The organism is Streptomyces sp. NPDC001980, from assembly GCF_040296885.1.
In the GTDB taxonomy this organism is placed as follows: Bacteria; Actinomycetota; Actinomycetes; order Streptomycetales; family Streptomycetaceae; genus Streptomyces.
Window position 1 is genome coordinate 228018 of the sequence record NZ_JBEOYD010000002.1, and the last position, 14575, is coordinate 242592.

Here is a 14575-nt window from a genome sequence, read left to right on the forward strand (position 1 = left end):
TCAGTCCTCCTCGCGTCCGGCCGGGCGGCGGCGGGCCCGGGAGGCGAGGTCGTCGATGATGCGGATGTGGTCCGGGCTGGTCATCGTGGACCGCTCCGCGAGGAGCGCCGCCTCCATGCCGCCGCGCGAGACCTGCTCCACCACCGCGGCCAGCGCCGCCTTCGTCGCGCGCAGCGCCTCCGCGGGCTGCGCGGCGAGCCGGTGCGCCAGCGCGAGGGCCTCGGGCATCAGGTCGGCGGCCGGCACGACCCGGTTGGCGAGACCGAGTCCGACCGCCGTGGCGGCCGGGATGCGGTCCCCGGTGAACAGGTACTCCTTCACCCGGAGCAGGCTCGTCAGCAGCGGCCACAGGGTGACCCCGCCGTCGCCCGCCACCAGACCGACCGAGACGTGCGGGTCGGCGAGGTAGGCGTCCTCGGCCATCAGGACGAGGTCGCAGCCGAGGGCCAGTGAGCAACCCAGCCCCACCGCCGGGCCGTTGACGGCCGCGATGACGGGCAGCGGGAAGCGGATCATTTCCGTCTGGATGGTCCGGTCGAGCCGGATCGACCGCTCGCGCAGCTCGGGATCGTCATGGTGGCGGCGCAGATGGTCGAAGTCGCCGCCCGCGCTGAACGCCCGGCCCGCGCCGGTGAGGACGACGGCCCGCGCCTTGGTGTCGTCGGCGAGCTCGCGCCACACCTCGGACAGCCTGCGGTGGAGTTCCTCGGACACACCGTTGAGGCGTTCCGGACGGTTCAGGGTGACGATGCGGACGTCGCCGTCGGCGGTCACGGTCAGTACGGGACTCACCTCGCTCATGCCAGCGATGCTATTAAAGGTCAGGCCGTAACTGTCAATGGTGTTGCGCGAAAATGAGAATGCAATTCTCGCATGCTGTGGTCACACCCCTGACCGGTGCGGTGTGCGTCAGCTATCGGGGTCGGTCAGCTTTCGGGGTTGGTCAGCTCCACGCGCTCGCGCACGTCCACCTCCGCCGCCGCGCGCGCGAACCCGCAGACATGCCGGGCCATCCGCCGCATCGCGGCCGCCTCGTCGCCGGCCCGGATCGCGTCGGTGATCCGGGCGTGCGCCCGCGCGGTGACCTCGCGGATGTCGGCTCCCGTGAACTGCTCCAGGTTCGTCGCCGCGTGGATCGACTGGGAGAGCGCGCTCATGAACCCGATGAGCAGTTCGTTGTAGCCCGCCCGCGCCACCGCGTTGTGCCAGCGCACGTTCGCCCGCAGGAACCGCTGGGCGTCGTCACCGGCCTCCTTCAACTCCGCGTTCGCGGCGTCCAGTTCGGCCAGGTCCTGCTCGGTGTGCCGCCGCGCGGCCAGCGCGGCGCACGTCGGCTCGATCGCCTCCCGGGTCTCGTGCAGCGCCTCCAGCCGGATCTGCTGGCCGCGGATCACCAACCGCACGGTGTTCGCCAGGGACTCGCGCCCCGGCCGGTGCACGAAGGCCCCGCCACCGCGCCCCGGCCTGATCTCAACCAGCCGCTCGACCTCCAGGATCCGCAGCGCCTCGCGTACGGTGGCACGGCTCAGCCCGGTCTGCTCGACCAGCTGGCGCTCCGGGGGCAGTGCCGTGCCCTCCCTGATCTCCCCGGACAGGATCCGCTCCCGTACCTCCGCGGCCAGCACGTCCGACGCCTTCGGCACGGTCAGCGTGTCGAAGCGCGGGGTGCGGGGGGAGGGCTCGGCGCTGGGCACGGGTTCAGGCCTCTCGTCGTACATCTGTTTCGGCTGAACCATTCAACACAGGGACGTCCGGGGCTGTCATATGACCATGCCTCCGTCGACCGGCAGTACCTGACCGGTGATGAAGGAGGCCGCGTCGGAGGCGAGGAAGACGAACGCCCCCGCGACCTCCTCGGGCTCCGCCCAGCGTCCGAGCGGGATCCGGGCGAGCATCTGGGCGGCGAACTTCTCGTTCGTCCGGATGGTCTCCGTCATCGGGGTCGCGGCCAGGGGCGCGAGGGCGTTCACCAGGATGCGCCTGCGGGCCAGTTCGCGGGCCAGGGACTTGGTGAGGCCGATGATGCCGGCCTTGGCGGCGGAGTAGTTGACCTGTCCGAGGGTGCCGACGATCCCGGCCGACGAGGTGACGTTGATGATGCGGCCGCGTCCGTCGTCCGGGAGGTAGGGCAGCGCGGCCTGCGCACAGTGGAAGCTGCCGAGGACGTGGATGTCGAGGACCCGCCGGAAGGCCTCCTCCTCCAGGTTCCCGAACATGGCGGGCGCGGTGATCCCCGCGTTGTTGACGAGGATGTGCAGGGTGCCGTCGGTGAGCGCGGCCGCCCGGGACACCGCCGCGTCGGCGCTCGCGCGGTCGGTCACGTCGAGGGCGGCACTGTCCGCGGTCAGTCCGGCGGCGGAGATCTTCCCGGCGACGGCCGCCGCGGCCGCCTCGTCGACGTCGGTCACGAGCACCGCGGCCCCGGCCCGGGCGAGCGCCTCGGCGACCGCCGAGCCGATACCGCCCGCGGCACCGGTCACCAGCGCCGAGCGCCCCGTGAGGTCGAACAGATCCGTTCGGTCGGTCATCCCCAACTCCTCAGTAGCTCCTGGGCAGTCCCAGCGTGTGCGACCCCAGATAGTTCAGGACCATCTCCTGGCTGACGGGCGCGATCCGCATCAGCCGTGCCTCACGGAAGTAGCGGGCGACCGGGTACTCCTCGGAGTAGCCCATGCCGCCGTGGGTCTGGAGCGCCCGGTCGGCGGCGGTGAACCCGGCGTCCGCGCACAGGTACTTGGCGGTGTTCGCCTCGCGTGCGCACGGCCGGCCCTGGTCATAGAGCCAGGTCGCCTTGCGCAGCACCAGCTCGGCCGCGTCGAGCCGGGCGAGGGAGTCGGCGAGCGGGAACTGGATGCCCTGGTTCATGCCGATCGGCCTGCCGAACACCTCCCGCTCCTTGCCGTACCGCACCGCCTGGTCCAGGGCCACCCGGCCGATGCCGAGCGCCTCGGCGGCGATCAGCATCCGCTCGGGGTTCAGGCCGTCGAGGAGGTAGCGGAAGCCCTGGCCCTCCTCGCCTACCCGGTCCTCGACCGGGATGCGCAGCTCGTCGATGAACAGCTCGTTCGACGTGACGGCGTTGCGGCCCATCTTCGGGATCGGGCGGATGTCGACCCGCTCGCGGTCGAGGTCGGTGAGGAACAGCGTCATGCCGTCGGTCCGCTTCTCGACCTCGTCGGCCTTCGACGTGCGCGTCAGCAGCAGGATCTTCTCGGACTCCATCGCCTTGGAGATCCACACCTTGCGGCCGCTGACGACGTAGTGGTCGCCGTCCCGGCGCGCGTACGTTGTGATGCGCGTCGTGTCCAGGCCCGCGCCCGGTTCTGTCACGCCGAAACAGACGTGCAGGTCGCCGTCCGCGATCCGGGGCAGCGTGCGCCGCTTGAGCTCCTCGGAGCCGTGCACGACGACCGGGTGCATGCCGAAGATCGACATGTGGATGGCGCTGGCCGCGTTCATGCCGCCGCAGCGGGCGACCTGTTCGAGCAGCAGCGTCGCCTCGGTGATGCCGAGGCCGTGGCCGCCGTACGCCTCCGGGATGGTGATGCCCAGCCAGCCGCCGCCCGCGACGGCGTCGTAGAACTCCTCGGGGAAGGCGTGGTCGCGGTCCTTCTCCATCCAGTACCGGTCGTCGAAGTCGCGCAGGAGACCGGACACGGCCTTGCGGATCGTCTCCTGGTCCTCGGTCAGCTCAAAGTCCACGGCGGGGAACCCCTCTGCCGGCGGCTGATATGCGAAACATATCAAAGGTCAGACCAAAAGGTTCCGTCAAGGGGGCGAGGCTTCAAGGTCCGGCTCTGCCGGGGAAGTTGGGGGAGGGCGACGGAGAGATCCGGGGGCGAAAAGATGTCGCTCACGGTATGGCGGTGGGTCCCGTGGGACGGCAAAGGCCCCCGCGGGTGATCCCGCGGAGGCCCTGGACCGACCAGGTCACGCCTGGGAGCGGGCGGCCTTCGTGGCGGTGGTCGCCTTCTTCGCGGGAGCGGCCTTCTTTGCGGCGGCGGCCCGCTTCTGCGGTGTGGCCGTGGTCTTCTTCGCCGGGGCGGCCTTGCGTGCCGTCGCCGCGGTCGCCTTCGTTGCAGTCGTCTTCGTCGCGGGGGCGTCCTCGGCCGGTGCTGTCGTGGCCGGTGCCGTCGTGGTCGGTGCGGTCGCGGCCGGGCCCTGTGCCGTGCCGGGACCCCTGAGTCCGCCCAGGCAGAACGCCCACACCTCCTCGGCGGTGATGGGGGAGGGGTGGGCCCCGACCGGTGCCGCGGGGGCCTGGGCCGTGAACATCGCCGTCTGCATGATCAGGGACGCGGTGCGCCGCGGCTTCGCGGTCACGGCCTGACCGGCCGCGACGGCCTCCTCCACCAGCTCCGTGAAGTAGGCGAGCAGCGGAAGGTGGGCGGTGGCCACCTGGTCCGGGTGGGTGACCAGCAGCTGGATCGCGAAGTCGGTGAAGAGCGGGGACTGCTGGCCCTTGCGGGGCGTGGAGGAGCCGTACAGGAGGTCGACCGCGATCTTCAGCCGCTCCAGCGGGTCCCGCCCCGCGGCGGCCTTCTCCCGGATCTCGGCGGCCGAGGTGGAGAGCGCGTCCTCGAAGAGGGCGAGGAGCAGCTCGTGCTTGCCGTCGAAGTGCTGGTAGAAGCTGCGCAACGACTGCCGGGAGCGCTCCACGACCTCCTGCACGGTGAAGTCGGTGGTGCCCTTGTCGGCGATCAGCTCCTGGGCGGCGTCGAGGAACCGCTGGACGCGCTGCTCGGCGCGCAGCTTCGCGGCCCGGGTGGAGCGCTCGACGGCGCGCTGCCGCCAGGCGGGCTCGGGGGTCTCGACCGGTTCTGCGGGGACGGCACTCATGAGTAGAACGGTACTCCACGCATGTGAAAAGCAGGGGCACTCCCCCTACCGAATCGGCCTCTGTAAGAAACAAGAGCATTACTTTCGTATGGCGAGAATGCTATTCTCGCCCGATGCGGGCTCGCGCCCGGCGTGCGGCCACCGGTACGGACAGGGCGGAGGCGGGCGTGGAGTTCGAACTCGACGAGGACCAACAGCTGCTGCGGCGCACGGTGCGCGAGACGGTCGCCAAGGTCCGCGGCCGGCCCGAGGAACAGCAGTGGAGCACCTACCGGCGGCTAGGCTGGCTGGAGGCACCCCCGTTCGAACTCGCCCTCATCCTGGAGGAGTTGGGCTACGCCGCCGACCCGACCCCGTTCCTGGCCACGGCCACCTGGTTCGCCCCACTGACCGGCCGTCTCCCCGAAGGCAGCGGTACGGCGGTCTTCGACGGCACCGGGCGGTACGTCCTGGACGCCGACCGCGCCGACGAGGTCGCCCTGCTCACGCCGGACGGGGTGGTCGTCGTACCAGGAGCCGAACTGGCGGTGCGGCGGGTCCCCGTGCTCGACCCGAACCTGCACCTGGCCCATGTCGAGGCCGTCGAGGTCGGTGCCCTCGCCGAGGGCGTGCCCGACCTGGCGTTGACCGGCCTCGCCGCGACCGCGGTCGGCGCCTGCCGCCGGATCCTCGACCTGACCCTGGACCACGTGAAGCAGCGGGTGCAGTTCGGCCGCCCGCTCGGCTCCTTCCAGGCGGTCAAGCACAAGGCCGCCGACATGCACGTGGCGATCGAGCGCGCCCGAGCCCTCACCCACTTCTCCGCGCTGACCATCGCCGAGGACGACCCCCGGCGCACCCGGGCCGCCCACATGGCCAAGGCCGCGGCCGGGGAGTGCCAGCGCCTGGTCTTCCGGCACGGGCTGCAGCTCTTCGGGGCCATGGGCTTCACCTGGGAGAACGAACTCCAGTACCACCTGAAGCGGGCCCAGGCCTGCGACCTGCTCTTCGGCACCGCGTCCGCGCACAGGAAGGCTCTGCTGGCGTCATGAGACTCGCCGACGATCCCGAAGTGGCGGACTTCCGCGCCGAGTTCTCCGCCTTCCTGGACGCCAACCTCCCCGCCGAGGGCGAGGCGCGGGACCGCTCCCGCTCCAGCGCCCACGTCCCCGACTGGGCGCGCCGCTGGCAGCGCACCCTGTTCGACGCGGGGTGGCTGCTGCCCGGCCAGCCACCGGAGTACGGCGGGCGCGGTGCCACCCTGCCGCAACAGCTGGCGCATCTGGAGGAGTTGGCCCGCCGCCGGATCTACCACAGCTTCAACCCCCAGGGCCTCGGCATCATCGCCGCATCCCTGATCACCTTCGGCACCGAGGAGCAGAGGCGCCGCTGGGCCGTGCCGATCCTGCGCGCCGAGATCACCGCCGCGCTCGGGATGAGCGAGCCCGAGGCCGGCTCCGACCTGGCCTCCCTGCGCACCCGAGCGGTGCTGGACGGCGACACCTTCACCGTCAACGGCCATAAGATCTGGACCTCCGGCGCCCACGACGCCGACGTCCTGCTCACCTTCGTCCGCACGGACCCCGACGCGCCCAAGCACAAGGGCATCAGCGCCCTGTTGATCCCCACGGCCACCGAGGGCGTCGTACGGCGTCCCTTCGGGTCGATCGCCGCCGAGGACGACCTCGACTTCAACGAGGTGTTCTTCACGGACGTCCGGGTGGAACGGGAGAACCTCGTCGGGCCGCTGAACGAGGGCTGGCGGGTGGCCAACGGCTCCCTGGGGCACGAACGCACCCTGCTGTGGCTGTCGTTCGCCGAACGCCTGGAGGACCTGGTGCAGGACGCCGCCGACGTCGGCGCCGGCCAGGAGTGGTACGCCACCCTCCTCATGGACCTCCAGGCGCTGCGGCTGCTCGGCTACCGGCAACTCGGCCCGGACCGGGACCCCGCCGAGCTCTCCGTGCTCAAGCTGCTCGGCTCCGAGGCCGTCCAGTCCGCCTCCCTGCACGCCCTGGAGGCCCACGGCGCCGACGCCCTGTCGCATCCCGCCCGCACTGGGCCCTACCACCACATGAACAACGAGGCGTTCATCTCCAGCTGGTTCGAGCGGTACGCGCGCAGTTTCGCCGGCACCATCGCGGGCGGCACCAGCGAGATCCAGCGCAACATCGTCGCCGAGCGCATCCTCGGCCTGCCGCGATAGAGGACACCCGCCATGGACCAGATCCTGTACGACGCCGAGGACGGCATCGCGACGATCACCCTCAACCGCCCCGAGGCCGCCAACGCCCAGACCATGGCCCTCCTCGACGACCTCGACGCCGCCTGGACGCGCGCGGCCAGGGACGAGGCGGTGCGGGTGGTCGTGCTCAGGGCGAACGGACGGCACTTCTCCGCCGGTCACGACCTCAAGGACCGCTGGCCCGGACCCGGTGAGATCACCTTGGAGTGGATCTACGAAGCCGAGACTCGCCGCTATCTCGAATACTCGCTGAAATGGCGCAACATCCCCAAGCCCACCATCGCGGCAGTCCAGGGCAAGTGCATCGCGGCCGGGCTGATGCTGTGCTGGCCGTGCGACCTGATCGTGGCCGCCGAGAACGCGGAGTTCTCCGACCCGGTCGTCCACATGGGCATCGGCGGGGTCGAGTACCACGGCCACACCTGGGAGCTGGGGCCCCGCAAGGCCAAGGAGATCCTCTTCACCGGTCGCGCCCTGACCGCGCACGAGGCCGAACAGGTCGGCATGGTCAACAGGGTCGTCCCCCTGGCCGGACTCGGCACCGCGACGGACGAGTTGGCGCGACAGATCGCCCGGATGCCGCCCTTCGGCCTCCGCCAGGCCAAGCGCGCGGTGAACCAGACCCTCGACGTACAGGGCTTCTACGCCGCCCTCCAGTCCGTCTTCGACATCCACCAGACCGGGCACGGCAACGCCCTCAGCGTGGGCGGCCATCCGATCCTGACCCGGCTGGACGAGATGAAGGACCGCTTGAAGCAGAGCTGAGGGGGAGGGGGTCCCGGCACCCTCCCGGTCCCGGACCTCAGCCGAGGTCGGCGGTGAACAGAGGGAGGTCCACCGTCGTACGGATGCCGGGGGCGGCGGCGCACACGGCTGGCACGGCGTTGACCGCCCGGTGTGCGGTGTAACCGGGGGACACGGCGGCCAGCCGCTCCAGCGGTACCGGGAACCGCATGTCGACGTCCAGGGGTGTGTCGCCGTCGACCTTCAGGTGCCAGCCGGTGGGACGGAGGTCCCAGGCCTCGTCGAGGTCTGTGGTGCAGTACCAGGTCGCGTTGAACTCCAGCAGCGTACGTCCGGCGTGGCGACCGGAGAGCGTGATGCGCTGCGCGGCCACCGTCCCCGCCCGCAGGACTCCGGCGGCGATGGCGGTCGTGCGCACGGCGGTGGCGACCCGGCCCCGGGTCTCGACGGAGTCGAGGGGCAGGCCCAGGGCGTCGGCGACCAGCCGTAGGGACGGCCCGAAACCCGACCGGATGTGGGCCAGACGGCCTTCGTCGAACGTACCGTCCGGCGGCCCGCCGAAGCCCATCACGTCGAAGAGCAGCCCCGGTGAGTTCCGCCGGGACAGATCGGCGTACTCGTGGATGGTCAGCTTCTCAAGATGTCGCTGCACGGAGGCCAGGACGAGCGGTACCGCCTCGGTGATGAAGCCCGGGCTGCTGCCGGTGGCGTGCAGTGACGTGCCGCCCCGCTCACAGGCCGCCTCGACTGTGCTCCTCAGGGCGGGATCCAGGCCGGCGGGGTGGTGGAATCCGCCCGCCGTGGTCACCACGTTCGCGCCGGACGCCAGCAGGGCGCACAGTTCGTCGTGGTCGGTCGCCCGGGGCATGTACAGCACGCAGTCGGCACGCAGCCGGAGTATGTCGTCGGGGTCGGCGGTGGTGACGACTCCCGTCGGGCCGGTCCCGCAGAGTTCGCCGGCGTCGCGCCCGGCCTTGGCCGGACCGCTGACGAACACTCCGGCCAGCGTCATGCGCGGATGGTCCAGAACGGCACGCAGCGAGCGCGTACCGATGTTTCCGGTGGCCCACTGGACGACCCGGAGGGGCCGGTCCGGGTGCGGGGGACGCTGCGTGCTCACCCTTCCCCGGCCATGCCCGCGTCGTCCATGCCCGCATCGGGCTCCACACCGAAGGTGTTGTACGCCATGGCCTGCAGGCGGTACGCGCCGACGACGAACACGAACTCCATCAGCTGCCGCTCGTCCAGTTCCTTCGCCAGTTCCGCGTACAGCCCGTCGGAGAGCGACGAGGTCGTGTCGAGCTCGTCCACCGCCCTGTTCACCAGGGTGTTCGCGCCCTGGCGTACCTCTTCCACCTCCTCGTCCGTGACGCCGGCCTCCCGGGCCAGCAGGACGTGATGCGCCCATTCGTACCGGCAGCGGCTGCGCCAGGCGACCCGGAGGACCGTCAACTCGCGCATCCTGTCCGGAAGCGTGCCGCGGTAGACCAGTTGGGTGCTGAACGTCAGGAACGCCCTGGCCAGGCGCGGATGGTTCAGCAGCAGGCCGAGGGCGTTGGACGGCGGGACGGTGCGGCCACCCGTGAGCGGCCGCAGGGCCTCGGCGTCCCACTCCTCGTACGGTATCGGCGACACCCTCGTCACGTGTTGCGGCCCCCGTTCACGCCGATGATCTGGCCGGTGATGTAACCGGCCTCCTCGCTCACCAGGAAGGAGCAGGTCGCGGCGATGTCCTCGGGCCGGCCGACCCGGCGTACGGGGGTGCGTGCGATGTGTTCCTCGATGGTGCCGCCGAGGCGCTGGTTGCGCTCGGCCGTGCGCAGCATCGGGGTGTCGATGAAACCGGGCGGGATCGCGTTGACGGTGATGCCGCGCGGCCCCAGTTCCAGTGCGAGGGACTTGGTCAGTCCGTTCACCGCGGATTTGGCGGCGACGTAGTGCGCCATGAACGGCTGCCCGGAGTGCGCGCTGGACGAGGAGATGTTCACGATCCGGCCCCAGCGGCCTTCCCACATGTCCGGCAGCGCCGACTGCACGCAGTGGAACACCCCGTTGAGGTTGACGTCCACGACGCGCTGCCAGTCGGCGAAGGAGAGCTGGGCGAAGCGGGTGAAGCCGTCCCGGCCGGCCGCGTTGACCAGCACGGAGACCGGGCCGAGACGCTCGCGCACCGCGTCCATCGCCTTGTCGACCTGGGCCCGGTCGGTGACGTCGACGGTGAACGCGCAGTCGTCGGTGCCGGGGGTGAGGTCGAGGACGGCGACCTTCAGTCCGTCGGCGGTCAGTCGGCGGACGATGGCCTGACCGATGCCGGAGGCGCCGCCGGTGACGACCGCCGTGCGGGCCGCTTCCACCGCCCCGCTCATGCGAACGCCTCGTCGCCGACGACCGTGGTCCGGTGCAGCAGCCGCTCGGAGCTCTCGTCGTAGGGCAGCGCCCGGTGCAGGATCCCGGTGTTGTCCCACACGACCAGGTCGCCGACCTCCCAGTCGTGGGTGTAGCGGAACCGGTCCTGGGTGGTCCAGTCGAGCAGGTCGTCCAGGAGGGCGCGGCTCTCCTCGGGGTCCATGCCGACGACGTGGTCGGCGGTGGCGCCGGCGACGAGGGAGCGGCGGCCGTCCCGGCGCCGCCACACCAGGGACATCTCGTGAGCAGGCTGGGTGCGCCAGCCGGCCAGCTCCTCCGGCGTGGGGTCCGGGGTCACCAGCCGCTGCGCCGCCTCGAAGGTGTGCACCACCCGCAGACTCTCGTAGCGTTCGCGGTCCTTGACCGGCAGGTTCTCGTACGCGGCATAGGTGCTGGCGAAGTCCGTGCCGCCGCCGACCGTGGCCACGTGCCGGGCGGTGAGCGTGGTCGCCTTGACGGGCACGTCGTCGCTGGTGCCGTCGAGGTGCCAGAAGAAGGCGCCCTTGAGGTACTTGGCGCTCGCGCTCTTCGCCGGATTGATCGAGATGGGGAAGATCTCCTGGCCGCGCAGCGCGACCACCTCGCCGAGCCTGCGGCTGAACGCCAGCTGCTGCTCGTCGTCGAGGTGCAGCCCGCGCACGACGAGCACGCCCCGCCACTTGAGCGCCTCGACGCAGCGATGAACGAAGGTGTCGTCGAGCGGGTCCGTGACGCCCGTGAACTCCACGCCGAGCGACGGGCTCACGGCCTTCGAGTCGATCATGAAAACTCCCCTTTCGTTGGTGAGAACCTTATTCTCCTGGCGGTTGCGGCGTGAAGTGCAGAGCATCATATTCTCGTGTTCGAATCCTTGATTCGCCGAAAATGAGAATGTAGTTTCCACACCAACCGAGCATGGAGGCTGCGATGCGGTTGAAGAACAAGGTGGTGATCGTCACCGGGGCCGGCCAGGGCATCGGTGAGGGATACGCCCGGGCGCTGGCCGCCGAGGGCGCACGGGTCGTGGTGGCGGACCTCAACGAGGAGCAGGGCAAGCGCGTCGCCAAGGACATCGGCGACGCGCTCTTCGTCGCGGTCGACGTCGCCGACCCCGCCTCCGCCGAACAGCTCGCCGCCACCGTGATGGCCGAGTACGGCAGGATCGACCACCTCGTCAACAACGCGGCGATCTTCCACGGGATGCGCCGCGAGGGCGTCGTCACCGTCGACTACGACTACCTGGACCGGTTCCTCAAGGTGAACCTGCTCGGCGCGCTGCACGTCACCCGCGCCGTGCTGCCGCACCTGACGGAGGGCGCGGCGATCGTCAACCAGTCGTCCACCGCCGCCTGGCAGGCCACCGGCTTCTACGGGCTCGCCAAGGCCGGCATCAACCACCTCACCGTCTCGCTGGCCTCCGAACTCGGCCCGCGCGGCATCCGCGTCAACGCCATCGCGCCCGGGCCGACGGACACCGAGGCCACCCGCAGCATCATCCCAGAGGCGCACCGCACGGCCATGGTGCAGTCCTTCCCCCTCAAGCGCCTGGGGACCCCTGCGGACCAGGCGGGCGCGCTGGTGTTCCTGCTCTCCGACGACGCGGCCTGGGTCACCGGCCAGGTGCTCGCCGTGGACGGCGGATCGCTGGTGCGGCTGTGAGCGCGCCCGCCGGCAGGTCCCAGCTGATCGACGGCAAACTCCTCTCCGCCGACACCACGTTCCCCACCTACAACCCCGCCACCGGTGAGCTCCTCGGCCACGCCCCCGACGCCACGACCGCCAACGCCGAGGCGGCCGTCGCCGCCGCCCGCCGCGCGTTCGACACCACCGACTGGTCCACGGACCGGGACCTGCGGCTGAGCTGCCTGCGCCAGCTCCACCAGGCGCTCGACGAGCACCGCGAGGAACTGCGCGAACTGACCATCGCCGAGGTCGGCGCCCCGCGCCAGCTCACCCATGGACCCCAGCTCGACGAGCCCATCGGCATCGTGAACTTCTACGCCGACCTGCTGGAGACCTACGAGTTCACCGCGGACCTCGGCGAGATCGAGTCACGCGGCCAGCGCCACCACCGCTGGGTGGAGAAGGAGGCGGCCGGCGTCGTCGCCGCGATCCTGCCGTACAACTACCCCAACCAGCTCGCCCTCGCCAAGATCTCCCCCGCCCTCGCCGCGGGCTGCACCGTCGTCCTCAAGGGCGCCCCGCAGACCCCGCTCACCACCCTCGCGCTCGGTGAACTCATCGCCGAGCACACCGACATACCCCCCGGCGTCATCAACGTGCTCAGCTCCGCCCGCCCCGAGGTCGGCGAACTGCTCACCACCCATCCCGACGTCGACGTGGTCACCTTCACCGGCGCCACTACCACCGGCCGTCGGATCATGGCCGCTGCCGCGGACTCCGTGAAGCGGGTCTTCCTCGAACTCGGCGGCAAGTCAGCCATGATCATCCTGGAGGACGCCGACTTCGTGAAGGCGGGCATGTTCGCCGCGTTCACCATCTGCTCCCACTCCGGCCAGGGCTGCGCCCTCACCTCGCGCCTGCTCGTCCCGCGCGAACACCACGACCGGATCGTGCAGTTGGTCGCCGCCGGCATGGCACGCGTCACCGTCGGCGACCCGACCGACCCCAAGACCACCATGGGCCCGCTGATCAGCGAGCAGCAGCGCGACAAGGTCGACGGCATGGTACGGCGGGCCGTCGAGGCGGGCGCGACCCTCGTCCGGGGCGGCAACCGGATCGAGCCGGGCTACTTCTACGAACCCACCCTCCTGGCGAACGTCGACCCGGACAGCGAGATCGCCCAGGAGGAGGTCTTCGGCCCCGTCCTCGCCGTGATCCCCTTCGACGACGAGGAGGACGCGGTCCGGATCGCCAACAACTCCCGCTACGGCCTGTCCGGCGCCGTGCACAGCGCCGACGACGAGCGCGCCATCCGCGTCGCCCGGCGCATCCGCACCGGCACCTTCTCCATCAACGGCGGCAACTACTTCGCCCCCGACGTGCCCTTCGGCGGCTACAAGCAGTCCGGCGTCGGCCGGGAGAGCGGGCGTTCGGGATTCGAGGAGTTCCTGGAGGAGAAGTCCTTCGCACGGGTCGTCGTACCCGTGGAGCAGGCATGAAGCCGCTGGAGGGCATCCGGGTCCTGGAGGTCGCGATGTACGGCTTCGTGCCCTCGGCCGGGGCCGTGCTCGCCGACTGGGGCGCGGACGTCGTCAAGGTCGAGCACGCCGTGAACGGCGACCCGCAGCGCGGACTGCGCCAGACCGGCACCTTCCGGGTCGACGGCGACCCCAACCCCAACGTCGCGCACGCCAACCGCGGCAAGCGGTCCATCGGCCTCGACATCGCCCGGCCCGAGGGCCGCGAGGTGCTGTACGAACTGGCCAGGGACGCCGACGTGTTCCTCACCAGCTTCATGCCCGCCTCCCGGGCCCGGCTCGGCATCGACGTCGACGACATCCGTGCCGTCAACCCCCGTGTCGTGTACGCCCGGGGGAGCGCCCTCGGGCCGCGCGGCCCCGAGGCGGACAGGGGCGGCTACGACATGACCGCCTTCTGGGCCCGCGCCGGCACCGCCGCCAGCATCACCCCGCCCGGCACCGAGGGCCTGATCAGCCCGCCCGGACCGGCCTACGGCGACACCATCTCGGGCACCAACCTGGCCGGCGGCATCGCCGCCGCCCTGCTGCGCCGCGAGCGCACCGGGGAAGCGGCGGTGGTGGACGTCTCCCTGCTCGGCAGCGGCCTGTGGGCGCTGGGCCACGCCATCGGGCTCTCCCTGCACCTGGAGCGGGCCTGGGAAGGCGTACGGCCCAGCGCCCACGGCTCGCCCCGCAACCCGCTCTCCGGGCTCTACCGGACGGCCGACGACCGCTACATCTCCTTCGTCATGCTCCAGCCCGCCAGGTTCTGGCCGGGCGTCTGCCAGTGCCTGGGCCGGCCGGACCTCGCCGAGGACCCCCGGTTCGCGACCGGCGAGGCCATCGCCGAGCACACCGAGGAGGCGGTGAAGATCCTCCGGGAGATCATCGCGGGCGGCACCCTCGCCGAGTGGTCCGAGCGGTTCGCCGCCCTCGACGGACCCTGGGCCCCCGTCCAGGACACCCTCCAGGCCGCGGCCGACCCCCAGGCCCGCGCCAACGGCTACCTCGGGCGGGCCGGTGACCTCGAACTCGTCGCCAGCCCCATCCAGTTCGACGTCGAGGACACGCGCCTCGGCCCCGCACCGGAGTTCGCCGCGCAGACCGAGGAGATCCTCGCCGAGCTCGGCTACGACTGGGACCGCATCCTCGCCCTGAAGGCGAGCGGCGCGGTCACCTGACCCCTCACTACTCCCGCACCTCCCTCGGACGACGGCGTCCGAGCCCTTCGAGGAGGCAC

At 71.1% G+C, this 14575-nt stretch carries 15 protein-coding genes; 6 read left to right on the forward strand and 9 right to left on the reverse strand.

Annotation, left to right across the window (positions count from 1 at the left end; all coding sequences use genetic code 11):
* From ABT137_RS03395 to ABT137_RS03415, 5 genes are all read right to left on the reverse strand, one after another.
* Entirely contained in the window at nt 1-801 is an 801-nt protein-coding gene (locus tag ABT137_RS03395) for an enoyl-CoA hydratase/isomerase family protein (RefSeq protein WP_351701660.1), read from the reverse strand.
* A gap of 125 nt (nt 802-926) precedes the next feature.
* Nucleotides 927-1694 (reverse strand): FadR/GntR family transcriptional regulator, encoded by a 768-nt coding sequence (locus tag ABT137_RS03400; protein ID WP_351701663.1) that lies wholly within the window; start codon nt 1692-1694, stop codon nt 927-929.
* 66 nt (nt 1695-1760) lie between these two features.
* Nucleotides 1761-2528, reverse strand: coding sequence for an SDR family NAD(P)-dependent oxidoreductase (locus ABT137_RS03405; protein WP_351701666.1), 768 nt, complete (start codon nt 2526-2528; stop codon nt 1761-1763).
* 10 nt (nt 2529-2538) lie between these two features.
* On the reverse strand, nt 2539-3702 hold the full coding sequence (locus ABT137_RS03410; RefSeq protein ID WP_351701669.1) for an acyl-CoA dehydrogenase family protein: 1164 nt from the start codon (nt 3700-3702) through the stop codon (nt 2539-2541).
* Between the two features lie 228 nt (nt 3703-3930).
* Nucleotides 3931-4839 carry a TetR/AcrR family transcriptional regulator gene (locus ABT137_RS03415; RefSeq protein WP_351701672.1) on the reverse strand — a complete coding sequence of 303 codons (909 nt, stop codon included), beginning with the start codon at nt 4837-4839 and terminating at the stop codon, nt 3931-3933.
* A 113-nt stretch (nt 4840-4952) separates the two neighbouring features.
* On the opposite strand from ABT137_RS03415, the gene ABT137_RS03420 reads away from it, so the two are divergent.
* Genes ABT137_RS03420 through ABT137_RS03430 form a run of 3 tightly spaced genes read left to right on the forward strand, consistent with a single transcriptional unit; the run spans nt 4953 to nt 7828 of the window.
* A complete protein-coding gene (locus ABT137_RS03420; protein WP_351701675.1) occupies nt 4953-5870 on the forward strand; it encodes an acyl-CoA dehydrogenase family protein in 918 nt (305 codons plus the stop codon).
* Nucleotides 5867-7024 carry an acyl-CoA dehydrogenase family protein gene (locus tag ABT137_RS03425; RefSeq protein ID WP_351701678.1) on the forward strand — a complete coding sequence of 386 codons (1158 nt, stop codon included), beginning with the start codon at nt 5867-5869 and terminating at the stop codon, nt 7022-7024. Before ABT137_RS03420 ends, ABT137_RS03425 begins: the two co-directional genes overlap by 4 nt.
* 12 nt (nt 7025-7036) lie before the next feature.
* Nucleotides 7037-7828 carry an enoyl-CoA hydratase gene (locus ABT137_RS03430; RefSeq protein WP_351701681.1) on the forward strand — a complete coding sequence of 264 codons (792 nt, stop codon included), beginning with the start codon at nt 7037-7039 and terminating at the stop codon, nt 7826-7828.
* A gap of 37 nt (nt 7829-7865) precedes the next feature.
* Here the strand turns inward: ABT137_RS03430 and ABT137_RS03435 are convergent, their stop codons facing one another.
* Genes ABT137_RS03435 through ABT137_RS03450 form a run of 4 tightly spaced genes read right to left on the reverse strand, consistent with a single transcriptional unit; the run spans nt 7866 to nt 10976 of the window.
* Nucleotides 7866-8927, reverse strand: a complete 1062-nt coding sequence (locus tag ABT137_RS03435; RefSeq protein ID WP_351701684.1) for an NAD(P)H-dependent amine dehydrogenase family protein — start codon at nt 8925-8927, stop codon at nt 7866-7868.
* Nucleotides 8924-9442, reverse strand: coding sequence for a carboxymuconolactone decarboxylase family protein (locus ABT137_RS03440; protein ID WP_351701687.1), 519 nt, complete (start codon nt 9440-9442; stop codon nt 8924-8926). The genes ABT137_RS03435 and ABT137_RS03440 overlap by 4 nt, the downstream gene beginning before the upstream one ends.
* A 5-nt stretch (nt 9443-9447) precedes the next feature.
* Nucleotides 9448-10173, reverse strand: coding sequence for an SDR family oxidoreductase (locus ABT137_RS03445; protein ID WP_351701690.1), 726 nt, complete (start codon nt 10171-10173; stop codon nt 9448-9450).
* On the reverse strand, nt 10170-10976 hold the full coding sequence (locus ABT137_RS03450; protein ID WP_351701693.1) for a TauD/TfdA dioxygenase family protein: 807 nt from the start codon (nt 10974-10976) through the stop codon (nt 10170-10172). Before ABT137_RS03450 ends, ABT137_RS03445 begins: the two co-directional genes overlap by 4 nt.
* Nucleotides 10977-11119: 143 nt before the next feature.
* Here ABT137_RS03450 and ABT137_RS03455 point away from each other — a divergent pair, with 143 nt between their 5' ends.
* The 3 genes from ABT137_RS03455 to ABT137_RS03465 are packed head-to-tail and all read left to right on the forward strand — an operon-like array spanning nt 11120 to nt 14516.
* Nucleotides 11120-11851, forward strand: a complete 732-nt coding sequence (locus ABT137_RS03455; RefSeq protein WP_351701696.1) for an SDR family oxidoreductase — start codon at nt 11120-11122, stop codon at nt 11849-11851.
* Nucleotides 11848-13314 (forward strand): aldehyde dehydrogenase family protein, encoded by a 1467-nt coding sequence (locus ABT137_RS03460; protein ID WP_351701699.1) that lies wholly within the window; start codon nt 11848-11850, stop codon nt 13312-13314. The genes ABT137_RS03455 and ABT137_RS03460 overlap by 4 nt, the downstream gene beginning before the upstream one ends.
* Nucleotides 13311-14516 carry a CaiB/BaiF CoA transferase family protein gene (locus ABT137_RS03465; protein ID WP_351701702.1) on the forward strand — a complete coding sequence of 402 codons (1206 nt, stop codon included), beginning with the start codon at nt 13311-13313 and terminating at the stop codon, nt 14514-14516. Before ABT137_RS03460 ends, ABT137_RS03465 begins: the two co-directional genes overlap by 4 nt.
* The last annotated feature ends 59 nt before the right edge of the window (nt 14517-14575 follow it).

Coding starts and splice junctions, on each gene's coding strand:
- ABT137_RS03395 (WP_351701660.1), bottom strand. CDS start 801: ATGAGCGAGGTGAGTCCCGTACTGACCGTGACCGCCGACGGCGACGTC.
- ABT137_RS03405 (WP_351701666.1), bottom strand. CDS start 2,528: ATGACCGACCGAACGGATCTGTTCGACCTCACGGGGCGCTCGGCGCTG.
- ABT137_RS03415 (WP_351701672.1), bottom strand. CDS start 4,839: ATGAGTGCCGTCCCCGCAGAACCGGTCGAGACCCCCGAGCCCGCCTGG.
- ABT137_RS03420 (WP_351701675.1), top strand. CDS start 4,953: ATGCGGGCTCGCGCCCGGCGTGCGGCCACCGGTACGGACAGGGCGGAG.
- ABT137_RS03425 (WP_351701678.1), top strand. CDS start 5,867: ATGAGACTCGCCGACGATCCCGAAGTGGCGGACTTCCGCGCCGAGTTC.
- ABT137_RS03430 (WP_351701681.1), top strand. CDS start 7,037: ATGGACCAGATCCTGTACGACGCCGAGGACGGCATCGCGACGATCACC.
- ABT137_RS03445 (WP_351701690.1), bottom strand. CDS start 10,173: ATGAGCGGGGCGGTGGAAGCGGCCCGCACGGCGGTCGTCACCGGCGGC.
- ABT137_RS03450 (WP_351701693.1), bottom strand. CDS start 10,976: ATGATCGACTCGAAGGCCGTGAGCCCGTCGCTCGGCGTGGAGTTCACG.
- ABT137_RS03455 (WP_351701696.1), top strand. CDS start 11,120: ATGCGGTTGAAGAACAAGGTGGTGATCGTCACCGGGGCCGGCCAGGGC.
- ABT137_RS03465 (WP_351701702.1), top strand. CDS start 13,311: ATGAAGCCGCTGGAGGGCATCCGGGTCCTGGAGGTCGCGATGTACGGC.